Origin of the sequence: Paenibacillus sp. tmac-D7 (assembly GCF_006519665.1) — a bacterium.
GTDB classification, from domain to species: Bacteria; Bacillota; Bacilli; order Paenibacillales; family NBRC-103111; genus Paenibacillus_G; species Paenibacillus_G validus.
The window spans coordinates 137,271-157,577 of record NZ_VIDW01000001.1 but is presented as its reverse complement, the minus strand read 5'-3'; the positions used below and the strand labels follow the sequence as shown (position 1 = coordinate 157,577).

Annotated in this window: 27 protein-coding genes, 3 tRNA genes and 1 riboswitch; of the genes, 21 read left to right on the top strand and 9 right to left on the bottom strand. The window is 49.1% G+C overall.

Features of this window, described 5'->3' with window-relative positions:
* Positions 1–26 precede the first annotated feature (26 nt).
* On the top strand, positions 27–1,730 hold the full coding sequence (locus FKP33_RS00820) for a hypothetical protein (RefSeq protein WP_054798723.1): 1,704 nt from the start codon (positions 27–29) through the stop codon (positions 1,728–1,730).
* A gap of 72 nt (positions 1,731–1,802) precedes the next feature.
* Here FKP33_RS00820 and FKP33_RS00815 read toward each other — a convergent pair whose 3' ends face one another.
* Positions 1,803–2,810, bottom strand: coding sequence for a phosphatidylinositol-specific phospholipase C/glycerophosphodiester phosphodiesterase family protein (locus tag FKP33_RS00815; protein ID WP_141333741.1), 1,008 nt, complete (start codon positions 2,808–2,810; stop codon positions 1,803–1,805).
* A 180-nt stretch (positions 2,811–2,990) separates the two neighbouring features.
* On the opposite strand from FKP33_RS00815, the gene FKP33_RS00810 reads away from it, so the two are divergent.
* The 6 genes from FKP33_RS00810 to FKP33_RS00785 all read left to right on the top strand — a co-directional run bounded on the left by FKP33_RS00810 (position 2,991) and on the right by FKP33_RS00785 (position 7,658).
* A complete protein-coding gene (locus FKP33_RS00810) occupies positions 2,991–3,563 on the top strand; it encodes a phosphatidylglycerophosphatase A family protein (protein ID WP_054795552.1) in 573 nt (190 codons plus the stop codon).
* 371 nt (positions 3,564–3,934) lie between these two features.
* A tRNA-Met gene (locus FKP33_RS00805) sits at positions 3,935–4,011 on the top strand.
* A 7-nt stretch (positions 4,012–4,018) separates the two neighbouring features.
* Positions 4,019–4,092 (top strand) — tRNA-Ile (locus FKP33_RS00800).
* Positions 4,093–4,320: 228 nt separating this feature from the next.
* Positions 4,321–5,541, top strand: coding sequence for an MFS transporter (locus FKP33_RS00795; RefSeq protein ID WP_141333740.1), 1,221 nt, complete (start codon positions 4,321–4,323; stop codon positions 5,539–5,541).
* Between the two features lie 155 nt (positions 5,542–5,696).
* Positions 5,697–5,784, top strand: a riboswitch (cyclic di-GMP riboswitch).
* Positions 5,785–6,382: 598 nt separating this feature from the next.
* Complete coding sequence (locus tag FKP33_RS00790) at positions 6,383–7,018, top strand: CBO0543 family protein (protein ID WP_181410015.1); 636 nt, start codon at positions 6,383–6,385, stop codon at positions 7,016–7,018.
* 196 nt (positions 7,019–7,214) lie between these two features.
* Positions 7,215–7,658, top strand: a complete 444-nt coding sequence (locus FKP33_RS00785; protein ID WP_141333739.1) for a DUF6376 family protein — start codon at positions 7,215–7,217, stop codon at positions 7,656–7,658.
* A 37-nt stretch (positions 7,659–7,695) separates the two neighbouring features.
* Here FKP33_RS00785 and FKP33_RS00780 read toward each other — a convergent pair whose 3' ends face one another.
* Together FKP33_RS00780 and FKP33_RS00775 are read right to left on the bottom strand one after the other, a co-directional pair.
* A complete protein-coding gene (locus FKP33_RS00780) occupies positions 7,696–7,932 on the bottom strand; it encodes a hypothetical protein (RefSeq protein ID WP_141333738.1) in 237 nt (78 codons plus the stop codon).
* 133 nt (positions 7,933–8,065) lie between these two features.
* Positions 8,066–8,299 carry an alpha/beta-type small acid-soluble spore protein gene (locus tag FKP33_RS00775; RefSeq protein WP_054795556.1) on the bottom strand — a complete coding sequence of 78 codons (234 nt, stop codon included), beginning with the start codon at positions 8,297–8,299 and terminating at the stop codon, positions 8,066–8,068.
* Between the two features lie 170 nt (positions 8,300–8,469).
* On the opposite strand from FKP33_RS00775, the gene FKP33_RS00770 reads away from it, so the two are divergent.
* Both FKP33_RS00770 and FKP33_RS00765 read left to right on the top strand, forming a co-directional pair.
* Positions 8,470–8,555 (top strand) — tRNA-Leu (locus tag FKP33_RS00770).
* A 189-nt stretch (positions 8,556–8,744) separates the two neighbouring features.
* Complete coding sequence (locus FKP33_RS00765) at positions 8,745–8,963, top strand: spore germination protein (protein WP_127607310.1); 219 nt, start codon at positions 8,745–8,747, stop codon at positions 8,961–8,963.
* An 81-nt stretch (positions 8,964–9,044) separates the two neighbouring features.
* On the opposite strand, the gene FKP33_RS00760 is transcribed toward FKP33_RS00765, so the two are convergent.
* Positions 9,045–9,530, bottom strand: a complete 486-nt coding sequence (locus tag FKP33_RS00760) for an Hsp20/alpha crystallin family protein (protein WP_127607312.1) — start codon at positions 9,528–9,530, stop codon at positions 9,045–9,047.
* Positions 9,531–9,664: 134 nt separating this feature from the next.
* On the opposite strand from FKP33_RS00760, the gene FKP33_RS00755 reads away from it, so the two are divergent.
* The 8 genes from FKP33_RS00755 (at position 9,665) to FKP33_RS00715 (ending at position 12,829) form a co-directional block, all read left to right on the top strand.
* A complete protein-coding gene (locus FKP33_RS00755; protein WP_127607314.1) occupies positions 9,665–9,886 on the top strand; it encodes a spore germination protein in 222 nt (73 codons plus the stop codon).
* A 17-nt stretch (positions 9,887–9,903) separates the two neighbouring features.
* Complete coding sequence (locus FKP33_RS00750) at positions 9,904–10,131, top strand: spore germination protein GerPB (RefSeq protein ID WP_141333737.1); 228 nt, start codon at positions 9,904–9,906, stop codon at positions 10,129–10,131.
* A gap of 15 nt (positions 10,132–10,146) precedes the next feature.
* Positions 10,147–10,782: a spore germination protein GerPC gene (gerPC, locus tag FKP33_RS00745; protein WP_054795561.1), complete on the top strand. Its 636-nt coding sequence runs from the start codon at positions 10,147–10,149 to the stop codon at positions 10,780–10,782.
* A complete protein-coding gene (locus tag FKP33_RS00740; RefSeq protein WP_127607411.1) occupies positions 10,760–10,942 on the top strand; it encodes a spore gernimation protein GerPD in 183 nt (60 codons plus the stop codon). Before gerPC ends, FKP33_RS00740 begins: the two co-directional genes overlap by 23 nt.
* Before the next feature lie 2 nt (positions 10,943–10,944).
* Positions 10,945–11,334, top strand: coding sequence for a spore germination protein GerPE (locus tag FKP33_RS00735; RefSeq protein WP_244932931.1), 390 nt, complete (start codon positions 10,945–10,947; stop codon positions 11,332–11,334).
* Between the two features lie 216 nt (positions 11,335–11,550).
* Complete coding sequence (locus FKP33_RS00730) at positions 11,551–11,940, top strand: VOC family protein (RefSeq protein ID WP_127607316.1); 390 nt, start codon at positions 11,551–11,553, stop codon at positions 11,938–11,940.
* Between the two features lie 239 nt (positions 11,941–12,179).
* On the top strand, positions 12,180–12,377 hold the full coding sequence (locus FKP33_RS00720; protein WP_127607321.1) for a hypothetical protein: 198 nt from the start codon (positions 12,180–12,182) through the stop codon (positions 12,375–12,377).
* A gap of 188 nt (positions 12,378–12,565) precedes the next feature.
* A complete protein-coding gene (locus tag FKP33_RS00715; protein ID WP_181410014.1) occupies positions 12,566–12,829 on the top strand; it encodes a hypothetical protein in 264 nt (87 codons plus the stop codon).
* 43 nt (positions 12,830–12,872) lie between these two features.
* On the opposite strand, the gene FKP33_RS00710 is transcribed toward FKP33_RS00715, so the two are convergent.
* Complete coding sequence (locus tag FKP33_RS00710; protein WP_127607325.1) at positions 12,873–13,037, bottom strand: DUF3973 domain-containing protein; 165 nt, start codon at positions 13,035–13,037, stop codon at positions 12,873–12,875.
* 139 nt (positions 13,038–13,176) lie between these two features.
* Between FKP33_RS00710 and FKP33_RS00705 the strand changes: the two genes are divergently transcribed.
* From FKP33_RS00705 to FKP33_RS00695, 4 genes are all read left to right on the top strand, one after another.
* Positions 13,177–13,398 (top strand): hypothetical protein, encoded by a 222-nt coding sequence (locus tag FKP33_RS00705; protein ID WP_054795565.1) that lies wholly within the window; start codon positions 13,177–13,179, stop codon positions 13,396–13,398.
* 156 nt (positions 13,399–13,554) lie between these two features.
* Positions 13,555–13,719: a hypothetical protein gene (locus FKP33_RS26895; RefSeq protein WP_155615272.1), complete on the top strand. Its 165-nt coding sequence runs from the start codon at positions 13,555–13,557 to the stop codon at positions 13,717–13,719.
* A gap of 719 nt (positions 13,720–14,438) precedes the next feature.
* Positions 14,439–15,875 (top strand): group II intron reverse transcriptase/maturase, encoded by a 1,437-nt coding sequence (gene ltrA, locus FKP33_RS00700; protein WP_141333734.1) that lies wholly within the window; start codon positions 14,439–14,441, stop codon positions 15,873–15,875.
* Positions 15,876–16,073: 198 nt separating this feature from the next.
* On the top strand, positions 16,074–16,310 hold the full coding sequence (locus FKP33_RS00695) for a hypothetical protein (RefSeq protein WP_054795566.1): 237 nt from the start codon (positions 16,074–16,076) through the stop codon (positions 16,308–16,310).
* A gap of 179 nt (positions 16,311–16,489) precedes the next feature.
* On the opposite strand, the gene FKP33_RS00690 is transcribed toward FKP33_RS00695, so the two are convergent.
* The 4 genes from FKP33_RS00690 to FKP33_RS00670 all read right to left on the bottom strand — a co-directional run bounded on the left by FKP33_RS00690 (position 16,490) and on the right by FKP33_RS00670 (position 20,258).
* Entirely contained in the window at positions 16,490–17,020 is a 531-nt protein-coding gene (locus tag FKP33_RS00690; RefSeq protein WP_127607329.1) for a GNAT family N-acetyltransferase, read from the bottom strand.
* 144 nt (positions 17,021–17,164) lie between these two features.
* On the bottom strand, positions 17,165–18,025 hold the full coding sequence (locus FKP33_RS00685) for a DUF421 domain-containing protein (protein WP_127607331.1): 861 nt from the start codon (positions 18,023–18,025) through the stop codon (positions 17,165–17,167).
* 107 nt (positions 18,026–18,132) lie between these two features.
* Positions 18,133–19,137 carry a hypothetical protein gene (locus FKP33_RS00680; RefSeq protein ID WP_141333733.1) on the bottom strand — a complete coding sequence of 335 codons (1,005 nt, stop codon included), beginning with the start codon at positions 19,135–19,137 and terminating at the stop codon, positions 18,133–18,135.
* 629 nt (positions 19,138–19,766) lie between these two features.
* Complete coding sequence (locus tag FKP33_RS00670; RefSeq protein ID WP_127607334.1) at positions 19,767–20,258, bottom strand: phage lytic cycle repressor MrpR family protein; 492 nt, start codon at positions 20,256–20,258, stop codon at positions 19,767–19,769.
* Positions 20,259–20,307: the final 49 nt, after the last annotated feature.

Genomic DNA, 20,307 nt, shown 5'->3' with positions numbered 1-20,307 from the left:
GAGCGGACTTGACAGGAGGAAAACAAGTGAACAACAAACTGAAATTATCTGTAGCATCCGTCGTAATTTCTGTCTCCCTTCTCGGTACCGGCTATTCGGCTCTTGCGGCCGATTCGGCCGCTGCCGGAGCGCCGGCTGTCGTTTCCTATAAGTTGACTGATTTGCTGGACGTTGAAGTGAAGGGTGTATTGAACGAGCGTGTCGATGCGGGTACGCGGATCGGCGTAGTCGTGAGATTGAAAAATAACGGCAGCGCCATTACGCGCGTACCGGACTACGAACTGCGCGTTAGAACGAACGAAGGCATCGAGTATACGCTGCAGGGCAGCGCCGCCAATGCCAAATCGCTTCAACCGAAAGCGACGACGGAATTAAGCTACATGACGACGATCGACCGGACGGACGAGGTCGTCTTGTCTCAAGTGAACTGGACGGATGTCGATTATTACGTGTATCCGAAGAAAGAGACGCTGATCGTCGGCATACCGGTTCAGGGTGTCTCTTGGCAAGGCAGCGACACGACGATCACGGATCCGGCGGCGTTGAAGAAATGGTCGGAATCGTTTACGATCCCGGGACTGATCTCGCCGCTGCAATACACACCGGTTTCTTTGAACAAGGAATCGACTGAACAGGGCACCGTGATTGTCGTTCAATTGCTGGCTTACAACCCGACGGGCAAGCGGGAAACGATCCCGGCCTTCGGAATCGACGGCAAGAGCGCCAGCAAGGTTTACGAAGGTTCCCGTGTAGAGCAGCGCAGCCTCGTACTGGAACCGAAGGAAGAGAAATATATTCATTATGCGATTCCAGTCGATCAGGATACAACGATCGAAAGCTTTAACGTGCTGACCCGGGAGTCGTTCGCGCAAGCGGGCGGCGTTACGAATTTCAATGTCGGCCGACTGAATATCATACTGCCTTCGAACGCAGTAACGACAGGCGTTGCCGCGTATAAGATCGGGACGCCGATTGCGTTCGACAAGCTGAGCGAGCTGATTCATCCGGATATGCAAGTGTCGGTTGTCGAGTTTGTGATGGACGAGAACGAAGAGGCCGGCAACAAACATGTAACGGCCAAATTTAAATTGACGAATAACTCCAGCAAACCGGTTGCGCTGCCAACGTTCCAAGCGGATCTGGTTAGCACGGACGGTTACGAATATGCCGGAAGCCGTCAGAACGTCGTCACGCGGACGGTCATGCCGAACTCTTCGCTGACGGTCAGCTACAGCTTCACAGTGCCGGTATCGGAGAAAGGCAATGGGCTTGTCATGAAGATCCAGGATACGACGTCCGCTGCCCCTTACAAATCGACGGTTGCCGTGTTCTCGACGGAGCTTCAAGCTCCTGAGAAAGGCAAATTCAGCCTATATCCGTTCGATGTGAAGGTGAAGGATTGGCATCTCGTTTCCGATTACGGCCCGACGACGCAATACCGTTATGCGTACCGTCTGAAGCTGGATCTGGCGATTCAGCGCGATGAGCAGGTTCAGTTAGACCCGAACTTCTCGAATCTGTTCTTCGAGCTGTACGATTCCTCCGACCGCCTTGTCGGCTCGGCAAGCGGAAGCCTGTACGGAACCGGGCGTCTGGTGAACGGGGAGAACAACATCACGATTAACGGAGCTTCGGAAACGTTTGATCCAAGAATGAAAGTTCGCATTTATGAAACGTTCCAAACGCCTGCGGGCGAAGCGAAACGGTTACTCGCCGAGTTTAAGCAATAATTCCGCTCATTCCTATAAGACGCAACAAAGCCGACCTTCTCGAGGTCGGCTTTGTTGTTTAGCTGCTTGCGGTTACGTGAACTTCGAGGCGATCCAAGCCTTGATCAGGGCGACGAGCCATTCCGCAAAGCCCGCTTCTTCGTGCACTTCAGCGGTTGTCGATGCTTGTGCTTCGGCCGTTGCGGCGGCAACGGCCGTCACCGGGCTCGCGATCACCGGACCTTCCGAAGCCGATTTGGCAGCCGGCGCTTCCAGCGGCTGCAAGCTGTCTGTATAGATCCCATGCACGCCCAATCGGCGAAGACGTTCTTCATCCTTCGGATCATTCACAGTATGGGCATATACCTTGACGCCTTCTTGCTCGAGACGTCGAATCCAAGCTGCATCGACTCGTTCGACCGGCATGGCAATTGTATCGATACCGAACGATTTCACGACCCGGATCACCTCCCTATGACTGAGGGACGATAAATACAACGAATAGATGATGGACGGGAACGGATAAATTTGCCGCACTTGGCGAATCATTTCGGGGGTATACAACTCGGGTACGATCCGGTCTAGCAGCGCCGGATCTAACGCGTTCGCCGCGTCTATAATTTGCTGGAACTGCTTCTTTACCAGTTTCGGATCGGTTTCCTTCGTGTCCGTGATTAAGTAGGCGCCCGGATGCAGTTGAAGCAGGTAAAGGAGTTCTTTGATCTCCAGCGGTTTATATTTTTCAAGGATTAGACGTTCTTTGAATTGGTTGATTGTCATCGCTTGATCGCGGGTTTGTTCGGAGGCAACCGGTTGCTTGAGCAGGCGGGACAAATAGTCAGACCAGTCGTGTCTGGCTACGAGTCTGTCGTCGGACGTTAGGATCAGGTCGGCTTCGAATACGCGAAAGCCCTTGTCGTAATTGCGAATTAAAGCGTCGCCGGCGTTCGCAGCCGCAGTACCGTCGAGCTCTCCCAGTCCGTGCGCGATATACGTATGCTCTGTCCAAGCCGATGCCGCGTGAGCTGTTGTTCCGAAGAGGAAGCCGAAGATCAGGATGGCACTGAGGAGTGCCGAGATGGCAGGTGGACGTAGGGACATGGATTCCACTCCTTATGTCTGTTTGTCATTTATTAAACCAACAGCCAAGGAGTGTAACACGTTTTTGGAACAATGGGCGAACGACCAAGAGCCGTTTTTGAAAATTCCGAAAAACACCTGCGTACAAGCGGTTACATCCCATGGTATAATGAAATCACTTCATGTAAAGGGGCGATATTCATGAATCGTCAAGTTCATAGCAAGGAAGTCAAGGCCGCCGTCTACCGGAAGCTCCAGGAGCGCGGCGTCACCATAGAGGATATAGCCCTGATCGTCCGGGAGATGCAATTGCCCTACAACGCGGCGCTCACGATAGATCAATGCGTGGAAGCGGTCCATGCGGTACTGCAGAAGCGCGAGCTTCAGCATGCGATTCTCGTAGGTATAGAGCTCGATGTGTTGGCTGAAAAGGGCCTGCTGTCTGAGCCGATTCAATCGATTATCGCTTCGGATGAAGGCTTGTTCGGCTGCGATGAAACATTGGCGCTCGGGTCAGTTTTCGGTTACGGCAGCATCGCAGTTACGACCTTCGGCCATTTAGATAAACAGAAAATCGGCATCATCAAGCAGTTGGACACGAAGAACGGCCGAGGCGTGCATACGTTTCTGGACGACCTGGTGGCCAGTATTGCATCGTCCGCTGCCAGCCGCATCGCTCACCATCAACGCGACCAGCAAGAGCGGGAGGAGCAGGATAACGTCGTTGTTCCCATCGTGCCGGATTTGGAGACGCCGGAGAAGAACGCAGGGTGATGCCCGCTCGGTGAGGCTATAGATTTTCCTGAAATTGTACAATTATGCGAAAGCATCCTTAGAAATAAGGGTGCTTTTATTGGGTTACACTACAAGCATTGCTTCCTCTTCATTATGGAACCAGGCGGGGTGAGGACTGTTGAGATGGGTCTATTGGGTAAAATTATATGAGAGCAAGTTTCAAGCAGGCTGCTTAGCTAAACGGATGGAAGAAGATTGGTGGATTTACGGGTACGAATGCCCTTCTGAGGTTGAAGTTTTTCGCTCCAGAAAAGGGCGCTTTGGAGTTCGGTATACCGTTTAAATTTGTGCTTGACTGCGAGGATTTATTTGGTGTATATTTATTTTTGTCGCTGTCGACAGCACAATGGCGCGGGGTGGAGCAGCCCGGTAGCTCGTCGGGCTCATAACCCGAAGGCCGCAGGTTCAAATCCTGCCCCCGCAACCAAACTCCAGGGCCCTTAGCTCAGTTGGTTAGAGCGGTCGGCTCATAACCGATTGGTCGGGGGTTCGAGTCCCTCAGGGCCCATACGAAGAAAACCCTTGCCGAACAAGGGTTTTTCTTTATTTGTGGATGACATCATAGAAAGAACTCCCTACGGCTGAAGAAGCTGGAGCGCACGATTTATTGCACCGATGCAGAAAGGCGATACCGCACCAAGCAGTTCGCCTTTTTTGCTGCCTCCTCCTTTCGGATGTCCTATTGATTGACATATTCGGGCAGTTATTATTTATGGATAGGAAGAGGAAATCTAACATGAATTCATCAAAAAACCAAGCTCCATTGCCGCAAAAGAAGGACCGTTTCCCGTTATCCCTCTTATGTCTCACCATTGGAGCCTTCGCCATCGGCATGACCGAGTTTATTATTATGGGTCTTCTGCCTAACGTCGCCGACGATCTGCACGTTACGATTCCGCAAGCCGGGCAGCTTATTACGAGCTACGCACTCGGTGTCGCCGTAGGCGCTCCCGTGCTCACCGTGATTACCCACCGCATGCAGCAAAAAAAATTGCTCGTTCTGCTCATGTGTATCTTCATTGCCGGCAACGCCTTGTCAGCGGTGGCTCCTACCTACTATTTGCTTATTGCCGCGCGAATTATGACGGCCTTTGCTCACGGATCATTCCTGGGCGTCGGGTCGCTTATAGCAGCCCGTCTCGTACGACCCGAGAAGCGGGCGGGCGCCGTATCCATGGTACTAGCCGGAATAACCGTGGCCAACATTATCGGCGTACCGTTCGGAACTTTCATTGGTCAACAGCTTGGGTGGAGATCTTCGTTCGGAGCGATTACCTTACTGGGGATCCTTTCTCTTATCGGCATTATTCGATTCATCCCCATCATCCGCCAAGATCAACCGTCCAGTTTGGCCCAAGAGTTCCGCAGTCTGGTGAACCCGCAAGTGCTGCTGATGCTGATTACGGGTGCATTGGGATGCGCGAGCCTGTTCTCCGTCTTTACGTACATTACACCGATGCTGGAATCGATTAGCGGCTTTGCCGAACACAGTGTGACCTGGATTCTAGTGTTGTTCGGTTTCGGAGTGACCATCGGAAATATAGTAGGCGGCAAGCTGGCGGACTGGAAGCTTATGCCTTCGGTCATGGTTAACTTTGCTGTACTGGCGGTCATTCTTTCCTTGTTGACCGTAACGCTCCGTTATCCCGTTCTTGCCGTCATCACCGTCTTTTGCTGGGGAATCGCAGCCTTCGGCATCATGCCCGGCATCCAAGTACGCATCATGAATTTGGCGCATGAAGCGCCGCTGCTCGCAGCGACCTCCAGCCATTCTGCCTTGAACCTGGGCAACGCTTCAGGCGCCTATCTCGGTGGCCTGACCATTACGTATGCCGGTCTGACTTCCGTACCGTGGCTGGCAGCGATCCTTACCATTCTCGGCCTCGCCGGGGCATTGCTTAGCTATGGAGTCGAGCGGAAGCTAAGCCAACAGGTTTTAGTCAATAATTCGGTATAAAATGTGAGGAATATCGACAGGTAGAATAAAAATATGAAAATAACAAGGGAAAAATTACCTAATTAGGAATTCCAAAAAAAACCTAAATTCATACAAACGATGCATTGCAATCCTCTTCAAGTTAGATATAATTTGATTGATATCAACCGCATGTACGACGATCATGGCAAAACCATTGAAAAATGGTGACGCAAAGCTATAGGGACTTCGTTGGAATCTCCAATATGTCAGCCAGCTGCCGTAATATAGCCTCCGTTATGTCATGCGGGACAAGAGGAGGTTGATGATGAATGATACAAGAGTTTAAGATGGCCTGGCATCGCTTTCTGGCCAGACATTACGAACTAATGATGGAAGACTGTCTTTGTCCCAGGGAAAAAATGAGATTGGCGGCCAAAGCCAGATACCACTTTGGTAAACGCGTTAGTACGATGGATTCTACCTTATAAGAGCCTGAACTTTGTGTCCCGAGTCGATCGGGGCTATTTTTTTTGCCCGGAAGGCGAGAGAAGTTAGCGATGACCTGCCGCCGTTTACTTAATCAATCGCCTTGACCGGCGCCATACTTTAATCCATTTATTCCCATCCCCATCTGAATAGAAGCGAATGCCGATCCATTTAAGGGGTGTCCAAATTTCAGTGAATTGATAATAGGGCAAGGCACAGCACCTCCTGGTGTTTTATATATGAATTATAAAAGAAGTTGGTTAAAAAGGATGATGAACGGTGTTGTCGAATCAACGCTTTTCTTGATACCTTATCTGATTAGAAATAAATCGAAACGGGGGTGGGTATTCTAGATGTTAATGGATAAAATAAAGCGAAGAAATGAGGGAAAGTCTTGTTGGCAGAACAAAGTAAACAACTTGAACAAATCAACAGGATGCAAGAAAATCTTAGCCTGCTTTGGTTTAACTATTGGCAACAATATTCGAATATAAGCACATGGCAATTTTGGTTTTATGCGGCTCTGCTCATCGTGCCTCTGATTGTGCTTTACGTATTCATCGACAAACGAAGAGCACTGCAAATCGGTTTCTTTGGGTTTAATGTCCATGTATGGTTTACCTATATCGATGCCTATGGCATCAAGAATGGGTTATGGAATTATCCTTATCAAGCAATACCGTCAACCATAACCAGTATCGCATTGGACGCCTCATTTATTCCTGTCGTATACATGTTCGTGTATCAATGGACGCTCCATAAACATAAAAATTATTATTTATATGCGACCGCTTTAAGCGTGCTGCTTTCGTTCTTGTTTAAACCCGCTTTATCGGCCTTCGGCTTATTTCAATTATATAAGGGAGCCAATTACTTTTATTTACTTCTAGGCTATTTAACGATCATGCTGATATCCAAATGGATCACAAACCTTTTCGTATATTTTCAGAACGTAGCCCCAAAAGATACGGTCGTCACGAAAAAGCTCAGCCTGCAAAGATGGTTCCCGAACAAAGCCAAAGCCAAATAACCCCCTGGGTCCGGACACGCTTGACCCCTATGACAAAAACCCTTGCTCAGCAAGGGTTTTTGTCATGTCAAGAACGCTTCGTACCTGTCTCTACGGTTTTCATCCGGTCGAACGATGCAGATGTACCGATCATGAAACCAATCTCCGGTTTCAAAGTAGTATAACGTATAGCGGGAAACGAGGAGGAGGGTAAGACATGAAACGTTATTTGCTGCTATTGGCGCTCGTTATCGGGATACTGCCGGGTTGTTCGGCGCTTAACGAAGTGAACCATACGCTCGATTACATCAATGAAGCGACGAGTTTTGTGAATCGGGCGAGCGGTTTTGCCGAGCAGGTGCCGGTCTTGGCTCAGCAAGCGCTGCTGGATCCTGCGTCCAGAACGGCGCTTCAACAGGAGCTGGAGAGCATGAGGGACGGCATCGTGCGATTTAACGGTCTGGAAGTCCCCAAAGTGGCTCAAGACCTTCATAAGCAGTTGGTCGCGCATAATGAAGCTTTAATGAAAGAATTGACATTGTATTTGGAGCAGATGAATCAGAACGTGATCGATTTCAAAGCGCTTGCGGACTCCCCGATGCTGCAAACGATCAATAAAATCACTCAAACGTTAACGAGCATCCGGGAGCTCGCTCCCTAAGCTCCGGCACCGCGGCCATACTGCCGCCGGAGGGATTTCAAGTATTCTCTTCGTTTGTTGATTCCTGAACGTAGCGGTCGTAACGATCGTCAATTTCTTGGGCCATCCGCCGGTAAAGTTCCGTTTCTTCAGTGACGGGATCGAACTGGGCCTGGATGCGGATTTCGGTCTTGGCGGGCAGCCGGCGGCGTGCCGTTTCCCCGATTTCGGGTTCTTCCATGCCGGCTTCCAGCAGCGCTTTGGCGAGTTCTTGTTCATAGGGTTGTTGACTCATCGGGCCGGCTCCCTTCTTGATCTAAGGATCTTATACGCAGAAAATTCCCCGCCGGGATAAACCGGGCGGGGACTTATGTGTTACAAACCATCCTTATGTCTGAGGAGGATTCGTTGGAAAGCCATTTTCGCGATCAGCGCTTTCCGAAAGCTTGTCCGGACAGCTGCTGCTCCGCGATTTGTACCAGTCTGCGGGTGATGTGACCGCCGATAGCGCCCGTATCGCGCGTAGCCATATAGCCGTAGTACCCGTCTTGCGGAACCTGAATGCCTAATTCTTGCGCTACTTCATACTTCAATTGCTCTAATGCAGACGCCGCTTGCTGAACGACCAGTTGATTATTGGAACGACTTCTTCCTGTAGCCATGCCTGAAATCCCTCCTGGATTGAATGTTCATTGGCTTTTGTCTGCCAATGTAAGGATATGATTTCCGGTATGCTGCCGTTTTATCCATGCCCAGGTGGAAAATTTCAATTGATTTTTCCCCGGATCGTGGATATAATAAAAAAAGTCGGGATTTTTCGACGTTACCATAAGCCGGAGTGGCGGAATAGGCAGACGCACAGGACTTAAAATCCTGCGGTAGGTGACTACCGTACCGGTTCGACCCCGGTCTTCGGCAGTACGACAAGTCAGGAAACTCTTTGGATGAACGGATGCGCTAGGCATCGGGACAACCAGGGAGTTTTTTTCATTTGCCTTCTGCACAGACGAACCCGTGCCTTTAGCTTAGATCGCTTGCTGAAAGTCGGGATGTTTCTCTGAACGTCGTCATATACTTTACAACACACAAGGGAAGAGGAGGGACGACATGCCTTCAATCATACTGGCCCCGATCAAAATTACCGGCAATGAAGGTGATCTGGTGTTTGGCGACGTGCTGCAAATTAATCCGAAAACAACCTTTAAATTTTACACAGGTTCAGGCGGCAGTAATACGGGTGATTTCAGCGCGACCTTTACGCTGATCAGCTTTACCAATACACTTGACCCTGATATCGCCGACAGCAACAATGCCGCCAACAATTAACGAAGCAACGAACAGAAAAGAGCACACCACTCATGTCTCCGTGCGGAGCGAGTCAGGTGTGCTTTCCTTTGCCGCGCATCCTCACGTAAAACGGACGTCAATTTCGTAGAATGGATTTTCCGTCGTTTGTTTACGCATATGAAGCTGCAGTATGCCGTTCTTATAGACCGCTTTGCAGCTGCTTGGGACGATGAAGCCGGGAAGCCCGATCGTTTGCGTCTTGTCGTCCGGAAGGCCTTCCAGCCTCAGTTGGTCGGTATTCAGCAGCACCCGGATTTTTCGCGCTTGCGCACGGTCGGGGATATGCACCTTGACGATGACGTTATTATGGGTATCGAACACTTCCGAGTGAAAATGATGATTCAACGTCTGCACTTCCATCTGCGGAATCGTTTTTTTTAACACGTCCTTAATGTACCCGTCCACCCAAGACAAATCTCCGGCTGCGGCAGCCGGTCCCGTATCCCCTGAACCCGGTTGTGGCGGAAACGGCATTTTGCCTCCGAAAAATTGTTCGAACTGCTTCCAGTTCATGTCGAAATAAGGATTCGGATTCGATCCGCTCATATAGCCTCACTCCTTCCTTCTACACTATATGACCGTGCGGCCTTCGACATGAGTGTTAAGGCGAAAAGCAAAACATACTTTCGCCGTTCTTCTCATATAATGAACCAAATCCATGACAGGTAGGGTGCTGCATAATGCCGGCCATAGTGGGCGTGATCAAAATCAGCAGTGTTGGTACGGGCTCCATTGTGCATATCGGCGACTCCATCCAGCTGGCGCCGCGTTCGACGGCGAAAACGTTCGCAGGCGCCGGATCGTTCAACACCGGAGACTTTTTGCGTACATATAACTATGTGAGCACGACCAATACGATTGACAAGGAAGTTGCGGATACCAACAATGCACTCAACAACTAAGGCAGGTGTCGCCCGCCATGACGAATTGCACCGTCCATCAAAATATCGTGATCCATCAGCTTAAAGTCGGCTCGATCAATAACTCGTCCATTCTGCAAATCGGAACCGCGGGCACGATTCGAGCACTTTCCAATTTATATAACACCGGAGGGTTTACCGGGCCCGCGCCTGCGCTTGGGCAGGTAGGAGGGCCCGAAGGAGCTTCTCCGTTTCCGTTGGTGCCGCTGCCTTCCCCTACCATTTAAACGGAGGAATATGCCATGTACGCCGAATATGCGTCCTATTTCCAGAAACTGAACGACTATTTGAAGTGGCAAACTGAGCGTATCCGTTACTTGGAGAGCCGGATCGACGGCCTAGAGCAGGAGCTGGACAAGGTCAAGTCGCAAGATCGCATACGGATCGATAAGATCGAGTACAATTTCGATCAGCTGAAGGTGGAGAAGCTGGACGGCACGCTGAATGTCGGTATTGCGCCCGCGGGGCTGGGGGCTCAGAACATCGACGACCTGGCGGTCGGCGGCAAGACGGTCTACACGAATACGGCCCGTTCTGAGTCGTTCGAGCGCATTCAGAAGCGAGTCGATGACTTCCTGCTGCAAGCCGCGCCTGCCGAGATGGAGAAACTGCAGGACCGGTATCAGCTCCACTTGAGCGAAGAATTTCAAGATTTCATGATCGGCGACCTGCAAGGGCAAACCGGGCAGCGGATCGAGTATTATATGCAATCGATAGGAGGAAACGGGCAGACGCTTCTTCTTACACAAGAGCAGGAGGAAGCGATCGCATCTAAAGTCATTGATGATGTAAGATCCGGGATTGAGCAGTATTTGATGAAGCAGAAGGACGAGGGGGGAAAGTCGGATGATTCGAATGAATTTGCAGGTGGAAAATAGATCGTTATGCGTCGGCGATATCAAAGTGGTCGGGGTTGCGAGCGCCTCCGTTCTGCTGATAGGAGACACTCAGTCGATCTCGCTGTCATCGGTGTTCGACACGCCGCCGGAATCGTTGATCATCGGCCCGACAATGATTGTTCCGACGGAAGAGGAATAAGTGTGCCGATACCGAACGAACGTACAAGCACGGTGCAGTCGGTCAAGGTTAACGATATCGGGTATGCCTCCTCGCTGTTCGTAGGCGATTTGCGTTATTTTGCTCCGGTAAGCTTGGTATTTGCCGTGCAGAGGGAAATCTCGCGTTTCTCGGGCAGTGAGGGCGATTTGTCAAAATTCTCGACGTTCTGGAGGCCGATTCCAGAGCTGCTGCCGGACGAGGATGTCCGGATGCGTGTTGTCAATGTTGATCCTGTTATTCGAGCCGGCACGGTGCGGGTCACGTCGATCTCCAGCTCCTCGCTCGTGCAGTTCGGGGAGCTGCGCGGCATTTGCGCCGAATCGCGGGTAAAAAATATCAGGGAGATACTAACAGGATTGCCTCTGAAATAGGAGATGATTGTTAGAATGCCGGACAAGCAAGCTGATCCTATACGCTCCTCGTCCGTTTTTGTGAATGAGGAGGAGCGGATCTAGCAGCCTGAGCTTCGCCGGACCGGCGGACTCGTGCTGCTTTTTGCCTTTCGCGGCTGTGAAGCGCGAAGGCATGTGATATAATGGACAGGGATGATGAATCTGGAGAAATAAACGGCGAGGGAGAGGGATACAGTGGCACGCAAAAAAATCGAGCATGTCGGTGTTATGGTGAAAGACATCGATGCGTCGGTACGTTTTTATAAGGAAGTCGTAGGGTTGGAGCTGAAGGGGCGGTTAGATCATCCGAACGGCGTTATCCAGCTTGCTTTCTTAGGCTTCGGGCAACAGGCGGAAACGGAGCTGGAATTGATTCAGGGCTACAATGAAGGCTTGCCGGCGGAAGGCAAAGTGCATCACATTGCGTTTACCGTGGACGACATTGAAGAAGAATTTGCTCGGATTAAAGAGCTTGACATAAGGCTCATCGATCAGGAAATTACGACGCTGCCGAACGGCTCGAGGTACTTTTTCTTCTACGGCCCGGACGGCGAGTGGATCGAATTTTTCCAATCGACTCGGTAAGGGAAGCGATGAGACAGGCTGCAAACCAATCGCAACCATCTTCGACTACACGGATCAATTGTTACAAATGCAAGCATTTCTATGTCACGTGGGATCCGAGTTTTCCTCGGGGCTGCCGTTCTTACGGCATTAAAACGAGCGAATTGCCTTCAAGCCTGATCAGGCGCTCGTCCGGCAAACCATGCTTAACCTTCGAGGAGAAGTAAGCCTTAATCCATTAACGGCAGGTGAAATAGCCCATGCTGTTCAGCAAGCAACAAAAAAAGTTGATGCTCGAAATTTTGCTCAAAGAAAGACGCCGGCTGTTCTCGAAACATAAAGGCGAGCTGCTTGACAAGACGATTGCTGATCTATCGCAAATGATACGAAATGAAGAGATCAACATAACCGAGCCGAAAGATAATATCATCGATTGGAATTCGCGAAAAAAACGATAATCCCGATGCGACCAGCGGCCCCCTGGTGCGTATTTCGTCGCTTTTCCGGACCATGAAACCGGTTGGGCGCGCATAACGCGCCTTTTTGCTCCGTTTATTACGGTCATTACTGTTGTCGTGGAACAATCCCTGCAGCGATTTCGTCTAACGATAGACGGGATGATCATCGATGAGAGAGGGATACAACTATGTTACTTCTAGGACAACGTATACGGAAAGTGCGCTTCGTATGGGAGCGACGGAGAAGAGGGCTGGCGACCGTGCTGTTCGCCATGACGATCGGGGGACTTGACCTTATGACACTGCCCTCGTTTGCTTGCGCATGCGAAGGGGCGGAACCCCGTGCGCACTGGATGAGCTGGCTGGTGATGGGGTTCGGCGTGTTCGTAGGCTTGGCGATGCTCTTATTTTCCGTCGTGATTGCGGTTAAGGCTTGGAGACGGCGCTATTGACAAGCCGTATCGAGCTTCATGCCGCACCCCTTCTATTTCTGTGCTAGGCCGAAGCGCTTGATAATTCTTGCTGCAACGATTGGGAAACGAGACAAAGTCCCGCAGGGTAACGGGTGACGTCGACAATATGGAATCCTGTCTTAAAGACGATTTGGGCAGGCTCGTCGTTCAACCGGTGCAATTTACGGCATGCGATACAATAGTACATAGTGTGTCTCCTTTACTCGAGTGATTTTGCACTATCATGTTATGCGCGTTTTCGCGGAAAAATGACAGGGAATCGACCGGACTGGAATCGGAATTGATGATTATTGTTGAGTATACGAAGTTAGGGGCGTAACAAGCGGATGAGTGCGGATAAGATCGAAGCGTGGAGAGACCTGATACGACAGCTGGACGGAGACGGTGCCGAGCCGCAGACGGAAGCCGGACGTATCGTCCATGGTCTATTGGAGGAAGTGGAGCGGCTAAGGGCGGAGAATAAACGGTTGAAGACAGCGCTGCTGAAGGCGGCGACTGCGCAGAAGCCGTCGATGTCGACAAAGCTCAGCGAAGCGCTGAGGGAGTAAGCTCAGATGGGTATGCAGGTGCGGCTGTCCCTGCTTTTTTTTTGTAATCGAAATGTAATATTTTCGCCCGCATGAAACGACATCAATTTCATATGCCTCTATCGTATACTAAGGGTACGTCTAGGTAACCTAGGCGAACATTGGGAGGGATTACATATGGGAGAAGACGAGAAAGTACGGTCTGAAGAAGAAGTTGTGGAACAAGTAGTTGTGGAACAAGCTGAAGAGGCCGCTTCGGAAGAAGAGGCTGTTGAAGAAGCCGCATCCGGCGAAGTGACAGAAGAAGTATTGTCCGAGGAAGTATCGGAAGAAACCGAATAGTTTGACCCCAATCCCTTATCCTCCTTACCCTGAATAACAAACAAGGACCTGTTCTGAATGGAACAGGTCTTTTTATGTGCGACGGGCAGTCGTGTCACTAGCGCAATGGCGCTATGAGCTATCTATTAAAGGCGGCGGCAACGATACCGTAGGTAAAAACGAGCCAAGAGCCGAGAACGATACTTTTCTCGAAGGTGAAAGTCCTTCCTCAAGAGTTCTGGTACAGCTTGAGAAACCTAATCTAGGGCAAGGACTGCGAGGTGCTTGTCTGAAGGAGATGCGGGATGTCGAGAGACCCGTAGGTGGATGAGCAGACCCAAATGCGAAAGCGTGAAGCACGAAGCGGCGGGGTAAGTCGGCGACTGTGCGTAAATAACGGGAAGCCTGCGGAACGGCAAACCGTTGCTCAAGGAGCCAGACGAGCAGCGGTGGCTTATCATGTGAAGGTGCTGGGTATGTTCAGAAGGAAGATACGATGACCCCGTGAGATTCTCTGTCCTCCCTGTAAAGGATGGCTATCTATAAGGCTTCGCCGAAGTGATACCCATGTCAGAGAATTCAGACGTTCTCATAGTACGGAAGTAGGCAGACGACCAAACGTCTACTGAACGGAAGGGGAACGACCTCGTGGACGAACACTTGAATGTAGCGTCGAACAACCGTAACGATACCGCGGTAAGAACGAACGGAATGGACGCAATGAAAGGTGAGAGATAGACTTGAATCAGGAATTAAAGCTAAAATGGCACAGCATCTACGGACAGATTCTGTTTGAAAGACGACTTCATGAAGCATGGAAACAAGTAAAAGAAAACAAGGGAGCAGGAGGTATCGACGGGGTAACGTTGGAGGCGTACGAGAAGAAACTGGAACACAATCTCACCATGCTCCTGAACAAACTCAGAGCCAGAGAATACGTACCTTCTCCGGTCCGAAGACGTTACATACCGAAGAAAAACGGAAAACTACGACCGCTTGGAATTCCAAACATCGAAGATCGAATCGTACAACAAGCTATAGTCAATGTACTACAGCCGAAGTGCGAAGAATCCATCTTTCATCGATGGTCATGCGGATACCGCCCAAACTATGGAGCAAAACGGGTAGCCCAAATCATCCTATGGAACATTGAAACGGATCATCATTACATCTATGACTGTGACATACGGAGCTTTTTCGATAAAATCCCGCACAAGAATCTCATACGTGTGCTGACGAAATATATAGCCGATGGAACTGTCTTAGATATGATCTGGAAATGGCTGAAGGCAGGATATATGGAGGAAGGGAAATACCACGAGGTAGATTCCGGCACTCCACAGGGTGGCGTGGTGTCGCCGTTGCTTGCGAATCTGTATCTAAACGAGCTGGATTGGAAACTAGAGGAACATGGCATACGGTTCGTACGTTATGCCGATGACTTCTTGCTCTTCGCCAAAACAGAAGAGGAAATTAAGAAAGCCGCGGAGATCACCCAAACAATGCTACAAGAGCTAGGACTCGAAGTGGCTATGGAGAAAACGAAGACGGTTAACTTCAAGGACGACGACTTCGACTTTCTTGGCTTCACCTTCGAGCATTGGCGAGAACGCAAGAAGGACGGCAAGCGATACTTCATAGCGAAGCCAAAGGATAGCACGTGGAAGGACTTCAAACAAAAGATCAAAGTGAAAACGAAGAAGACCTTGACACTGAACAAAAAGGCATGGTTGGAACGAGTAAACCCCATCGTCCGGGGGAAAGTAAACTACTTCCTAAACTTGTACCATGCGATGGAGGAAAACAAGAAATACGGACAAGAAAGCCGTTGCTTCGTAAATGCCTGTCGAAACAACCTACTCGACATCGACGGCTATATCCGCCAGAGATTGAGAGTTGCCATGATCCACAAGCATCCGAGTCAGAGAAAAGGACATGCGATGAAAACCAAATGGAACAACGAGTTCTTTGCCCGAATAGGGCTAGTCCCTGCCCATTGGCTGTACATTCATGAGCAGTACGGTTACTCCCTTGAAGAATATCTAGACTACATGAAGCGGCGTCAAACAGTTAAACAAGAACGTAAAGTTCAGAAAGCAAAAGAATGCGGTGAAGAGTATTACACTCCCGACCGCGTCCGCAAGATGCAGTATTCCCAGAGATTAGCGACATTCTGAATTCAAGTTGAATCACGTTGGTGAGCCGTATGCCTTAGTAGGGCACGTACGGTTCGATAAGGGGGAAACCATGAGAGTGGTTTCCCTACTTTATTGATGGATCGGCTTTATACGGCCCGGAAGCACCGCTTCTAAGCGGCTGACAGTCGAATAGACTAGAAGAGAAGAGATGCTTATGGTTTAAGGAGGTGTTTCCGCTTGAAGCGACAAACCGCCCAACGGATCGGGCTGGGCTTGTTTGCCGGCCTCTTGGTCTCAATAGCCGGAGTTCTTTATGTACAGGTTCAAGGATTATTGATGCCTGGACTGGTGTTGGTCGGCGGGATGTTCTTGCTTTGTATGGGCTTGCTGTGGGTTTCGGAAGCGGAGGACGACGCTAAAGCGGCCGAAGAGAAGAGCAAGAATATACGCAAAGTGCGCAGGCATGGAGGTTAAGACGCGAGAAAAGCCGTGTGGTGGACTTGGCCACAACGGCTTTTTTTGCAGACAGTTTCTTCACAGTACTCGTTAGCGGCCGCACGGGCTGGAAAAGCTTCCGGCTGACGGGCCGCTAGACGCGTGGAAAGGTTTGCGGCCGCGCCGCTCGCTTCGTCTGTTGGGCATCCGGGCCTGGGTCAAGTCGAGGTTTGTTTAAATTGTATTTTCACAACCGGTGTCGTTCTTCGTTGGATCGGCACCAAATCAAGCGACATGGATGGCATGTAAGGGGTCGTATCCTCCTTGTATTCAAATCCGAATTTGATCCAAAACCGTGCGGCTCTTTCACTTTCTGCACGCAATACGATTAGCTCGAACTTGGTGTCTTGGATACGATCCAGCAGCTTGAAGATGAGTTGTGTTCCGAGCCCCTGTCCGATCGGGTGGACGAACAATTCATGAATTTGAATGACGGGGCGATCAAGCTCGAAATCGCTTGTCAGGTATTCCTTCATCGACGGGTCGTGCAGGCTTATATAGAAGCGAAATAAGCCTTCGCCGGAAGGGTTGTAAAAAATCATCCATCTTTCCTTTTCTTTCACAATGGATACTTTAACCGGGGAGCCAATAATTGCCGAGAAGTCTTTCGCTAACTCCTGAAACAAGTTTTCGTCGGTGTTTTTAAGAACATGCGTCAGTTTCGGCTGCCGGATTTCCCATTGCTCCATGTCCCATTCCCCCGAAATGTCGTTTGTTGATTGTATGCTGTTTATGCGCGCTTTAATACTCGTCTATCGGCTGCGGGAACGCATAAAACCACCGGCCAACACGATCCGGTGGTTTCCTATGCTGTTATAATGGAGAGACCCGGTCTAGCTGACCAATAACGGTCTAATTTCCGTAATCACTCTTTGTAATTTACGGGAACACTGTTCATACATCTGTTTCGTCGTCTCGTCTTTCGTTGTAAGCCCATATAATTCAAGATCCGCTTCACATTTCTTGAGGGTGGCGAGCAGCGTAGCCTTAAGCTGGGGCTGCGGAACCTTGAGCTGGTCGTCATATAGGTCGACGTACAATTGACCATAGGAATCAACTTGCCCTACGAACACATTCTCAAGGGTAGCGCCGATCTTCTCCAGCTCGGTGTATAACCACTCCCGGCTTAATCCGATCGTCGCCAGCGGCTCATCCAACATTTTCCCGTCCATAATAACCGTCTGCGGTTCCTGTTCGGGACCTACTTTAATACCGAGATGCTTGGGGGTTAAAGGTTGGTTTTCTTTGGTTGCCAGCACATTAATTTCGCCGCTGGGCTCCATGACCGCAAACTCAACATCAGCCGCTTTAAATATATTTTTCTTACGCAGCTGCTCCAGCAGTTCATCGGTTGTGAGACGTTCTTTCTTTAGATTGTCCTCCATTATTTTCCCATCCTTGATGAGAATGGTTCCTTTTCCGTCAACCCAGTCCCGGAACACTTTGCTTTTCATCTGTAATATTTCAATAAGAAACGACACCAATACCCAAACGACCAGTGAAATTAAACCTAGATGCCACATCGAATCTAAATCCATTGAAACGTAGGCAGCCAGGCTTCCGATCGTAATGCCCGTAATGTATTCAAAAAAAGAAAGCTGGGATATTTGCCGTTTGCCAAGCAGCTTCGTTAACAAAAAAAGCACAAGAACCGCAAGAAGCGTTCGTAAAGCAACTTCAATCGATTGTGACATAGGTTTATTTGCCTCCAGTTCAATTAATCAACAATATATTTATTTACCGCATGCCTGGTTTTTATGAATGAATCACCAGACGGTAGGGGTTTAGCCCGATCCCCTATTTAGGAAACCATGCTGATGGATGTAATGGTCCACGGTTCCAGCAGAGATCCCCGGATCATTTGGAACGTAAAAGTTGCTTTGTCGACGCGGTTGTTTTCCCGGTACATGTTGACTTCAAGTGGAAATTCCAAAGCTAGTACACCGGAGAACGGTTTGTCAACGTGACTGGATCTTTTGCGAATGCCTTTGAGCCGGTCCTTTTCTTTCAGAAAATAATCAAGCTGCGGATCCTTGGCGTCTGCAAAGCTCATTTTCAAGATTTGCGGTTTCTTCAGGTTTAATGCGATCAAAAAGGCGTCCGCAATTTGATAAGGGGAAGCTTCATTGAAATAATCAACTAATTTTCCGGCAGCCTTATATACCATCAACTGATGTTCAGGATCAACGTTTCCGGAGCCGTGGGTAGAGCTTCCTGTAAAATGGATACAAAAATGGCCCGAAAAATCATTATCCGGAATGCCGTCGCCGCCATGCGGCATGCCGTGCATGGATGCGGCAAGCCGCTGATCCTCGGTTTGAACAATAATTGCTTTTCGCCGCCAGCTCCAGGCTCCGTTGTAGATTTGTTTCATGATGGCGGTATCTTCTTTGGTCAAAGGTTGTACATCCGCGTGTTTGCTTCCCGCTCTTCTCTGCACGTTAAACGAGAGGCCGGTTTCCAGGTCGATGACTTTGAACTTCGCTTGCTTCGGGATCAAGGTTGAAGCATTATCCCACTCGATCATTTGGCCATAGTGTTTGGAGCGCAAGCTATGGACGTAATTCCTGAGTTCCGATTTTATGTGCTCTTGAAGATAAATAATTTCAAGGGTCTTCTCATCGTATAAGTTGCCTGCCTGGTCAACCAGAAAGGTGAGATGCTCTCCATTACGATTTAGGGTCAAGTAAGTATCCAGAACGGGGATGTTTTGGACAGATTTACGCTGACCGTGCTTCAGGAAGCGTTCGAAGTTATTCGTCAGCTCCAGGTTCGTCTCGAGTTCGGAATCAAGGGAAGTTTTCACGGTTAAAACGGCTTTATGAGCCGGTTCCGCTAATGCCCCTTGCCCAACCCACACCAAAGTACAAGCAATAAAAATCGCCAAGGCATGTACGGACTCGGTTCATGATCCATTTCCCCCAGATGAATTGTTCGCATTCATTTTCTGCTTTTACTTGCGAAACAAGTACAGGAAAATAAAGTCATGAATGGGCCAGTTATTATTTTAATGGCTTTCGTCAAAATCTCACAATTTTGTGAACATCGTTCGAGCCATTTTTCAGCTCACATCCAGTATAATTTCCATACTCATACTAAATGGACAAGCGGAGGGATGGCTATGTATATTAACCATGTTAACTATGCCAATGAAATCGGAAACGTGTATTGCTGCTTACGAAATAAAGTGGTTGAGTTAAACCAATTCCAAATAGACAACTTTTGCTCAGGATGTAAAATGTTCAAGGGGGGGAATGAAGGAAGAGTGCTGTGTTACTGGAAAGATCTCAGACAAATAAGCGATCCTCATATCGTTTATGATCCGAGAACTGAATATTTAAGCATGCAGAAAAAGAAATTAGACGCGATGTAAAAGAAACACAGCTGCGGATCCAGGTTTCTTCATATAAAAAAGGAGGCTTAATAGCCTCCTTTTTATGCGTATACCTTTGTTTGAAGGTCGGGCTTGCCGGTTGCAAAATGAGTTAGTTCCGGTATCGAAAAAAACTCGGCCAGCCGTTTGAGTCTCATGTAGATGACCCGTAAAATCACAGAATCTAATTCCGTTATCATGCTTTCATTAGCGATGTAATCCTGCACGCTTACTTTGATCAGAAACCGGCTGTCTCGCAAATTTACTGAATTTTGTCTGGTTTGATTATAACCGTTTTGCAAAATATATTTAGTCTGCTCGACAGCGCTTTGAAAAAGCTCAACGCACTTTCGTGTCACGGGAATTTTTCGTTCGATGTCATAAGCATCCTTTAGGGTGAGCATACGGTTGGTTATATCCAGAGAATCCTTGGTCAAATATACTAACTCGTGAACTCCTACACCCTCCATAAGTAAACGAATAATAATTGCATCTTGAGGATTGACGCTTTGACTTTCAACAAAAAGTAATTTTTCAACAAATAAGACAGTCATAGTTATTCAAGATCATCCTTTCCTGCATCTATATTTAACTGACTGGAAT

Excerpts from the sequence above, each read along its gene's own strand:
- gerPC (WP_054795561.1), top strand. The coding sequence starts at position 10,147 with ATGTACGCCGAATATGCGTCCTATTTCCAGAAACTGAACGACTATTTG.
- FKP33_RS00765 (WP_127607310.1), top strand. The coding sequence starts at position 8,745 with ATGCCTTCAATCATACTGGCCCCGATCAAAATTACCGGCAATGAAGGT.
- FKP33_RS00760 (WP_127607312.1), bottom strand. The coding sequence starts at position 9,530 with ATGAGCGGATCGAATCCGAATCCTTATTTCGACATGAACTGGAAGCAG.
- FKP33_RS26895 (WP_155615272.1), top strand. The coding sequence starts at position 13,555 with ATGGGAGAAGACGAGAAAGTACGGTCTGAAGAAGAAGTTGTGGAACAA.
- FKP33_RS00670 (WP_127607334.1), bottom strand. The coding sequence starts at position 20,258 with ATGACTGTCTTATTTGTTGAAAAATTACTTTTTGTTGAAAGTCAAAGC.
- FKP33_RS00705 (WP_054795565.1), top strand. The coding sequence starts at position 13,177 with ATGAGTGCGGATAAGATCGAAGCGTGGAGAGACCTGATACGACAGCTG.
- FKP33_RS00795 (WP_141333740.1), top strand. The coding sequence starts at position 4,321 with ATGAATTCATCAAAAAACCAAGCTCCATTGCCGCAAAAGAAGGACCGT.
- FKP33_RS00785 (WP_141333739.1), top strand. The coding sequence starts at position 7,215 with ATGAAACGTTATTTGCTGCTATTGGCGCTCGTTATCGGGATACTGCCG.
- FKP33_RS00685 (WP_127607331.1), bottom strand. The coding sequence starts at position 18,025 with ATGTCACAATCGATTGAAGTTGCTTTACGAACGCTTCTTGCGGTTCTT.
- FKP33_RS00780 (WP_141333738.1), bottom strand. The coding sequence starts at position 7,932 with ATGAGTCAACAACCCTATGAACAAGAACTCGCCAAAGCGCTGCTGGAA.
- FKP33_RS00750 (WP_141333737.1), top strand. The coding sequence starts at position 9,904 with ATGACGAATTGCACCGTCCATCAAAATATCGTGATCCATCAGCTTAAA.
- FKP33_RS00775 (WP_054795556.1), bottom strand. The coding sequence starts at position 8,299 with ATGGCTACAGGAAGAAGTCGTTCCAATAATCAACTGGTCGTTCAGCAA.
- FKP33_RS00755 (WP_127607314.1), top strand. The coding sequence starts at position 9,665 with ATGCCGGCCATAGTGGGCGTGATCAAAATCAGCAGTGTTGGTACGGGC.
- FKP33_RS00815 (WP_141333741.1), bottom strand. The coding sequence starts at position 2,810 with ATGTCCCTACGTCCACCTGCCATCTCGGCACTCCTCAGTGCCATCCTG.
- FKP33_RS00710 (WP_127607325.1), bottom strand. The coding sequence starts at position 13,037 with ATGTACTATTGTATCGCATGCCGTAAATTGCACCGGTTGAACGACGAG.
- FKP33_RS00715 (WP_181410014.1), top strand. The coding sequence starts at position 12,566 with ATGTTACTTCTAGGACAACGTATACGGAAAGTGCGCTTCGTATGGGAG.
- FKP33_RS00690 (WP_127607329.1), bottom strand. The coding sequence starts at position 17,020 with ATGGAGCAATGGGAAATCCGGCAGCCGAAACTGACGCATGTTCTTAAA.
- FKP33_RS00740 (WP_127607411.1), top strand. The coding sequence starts at position 10,760 with ATGAATTTGCAGGTGGAAAATAGATCGTTATGCGTCGGCGATATCAAA.
- FKP33_RS00810 (WP_054795552.1), top strand. The coding sequence starts at position 2,991 with ATGAATCGTCAAGTTCATAGCAAGGAAGTCAAGGCCGCCGTCTACCGG.
- FKP33_RS00720 (WP_127607321.1), top strand. The coding sequence starts at position 12,180 with ATGCTGTTCAGCAAGCAACAAAAAAAGTTGATGCTCGAAATTTTGCTC.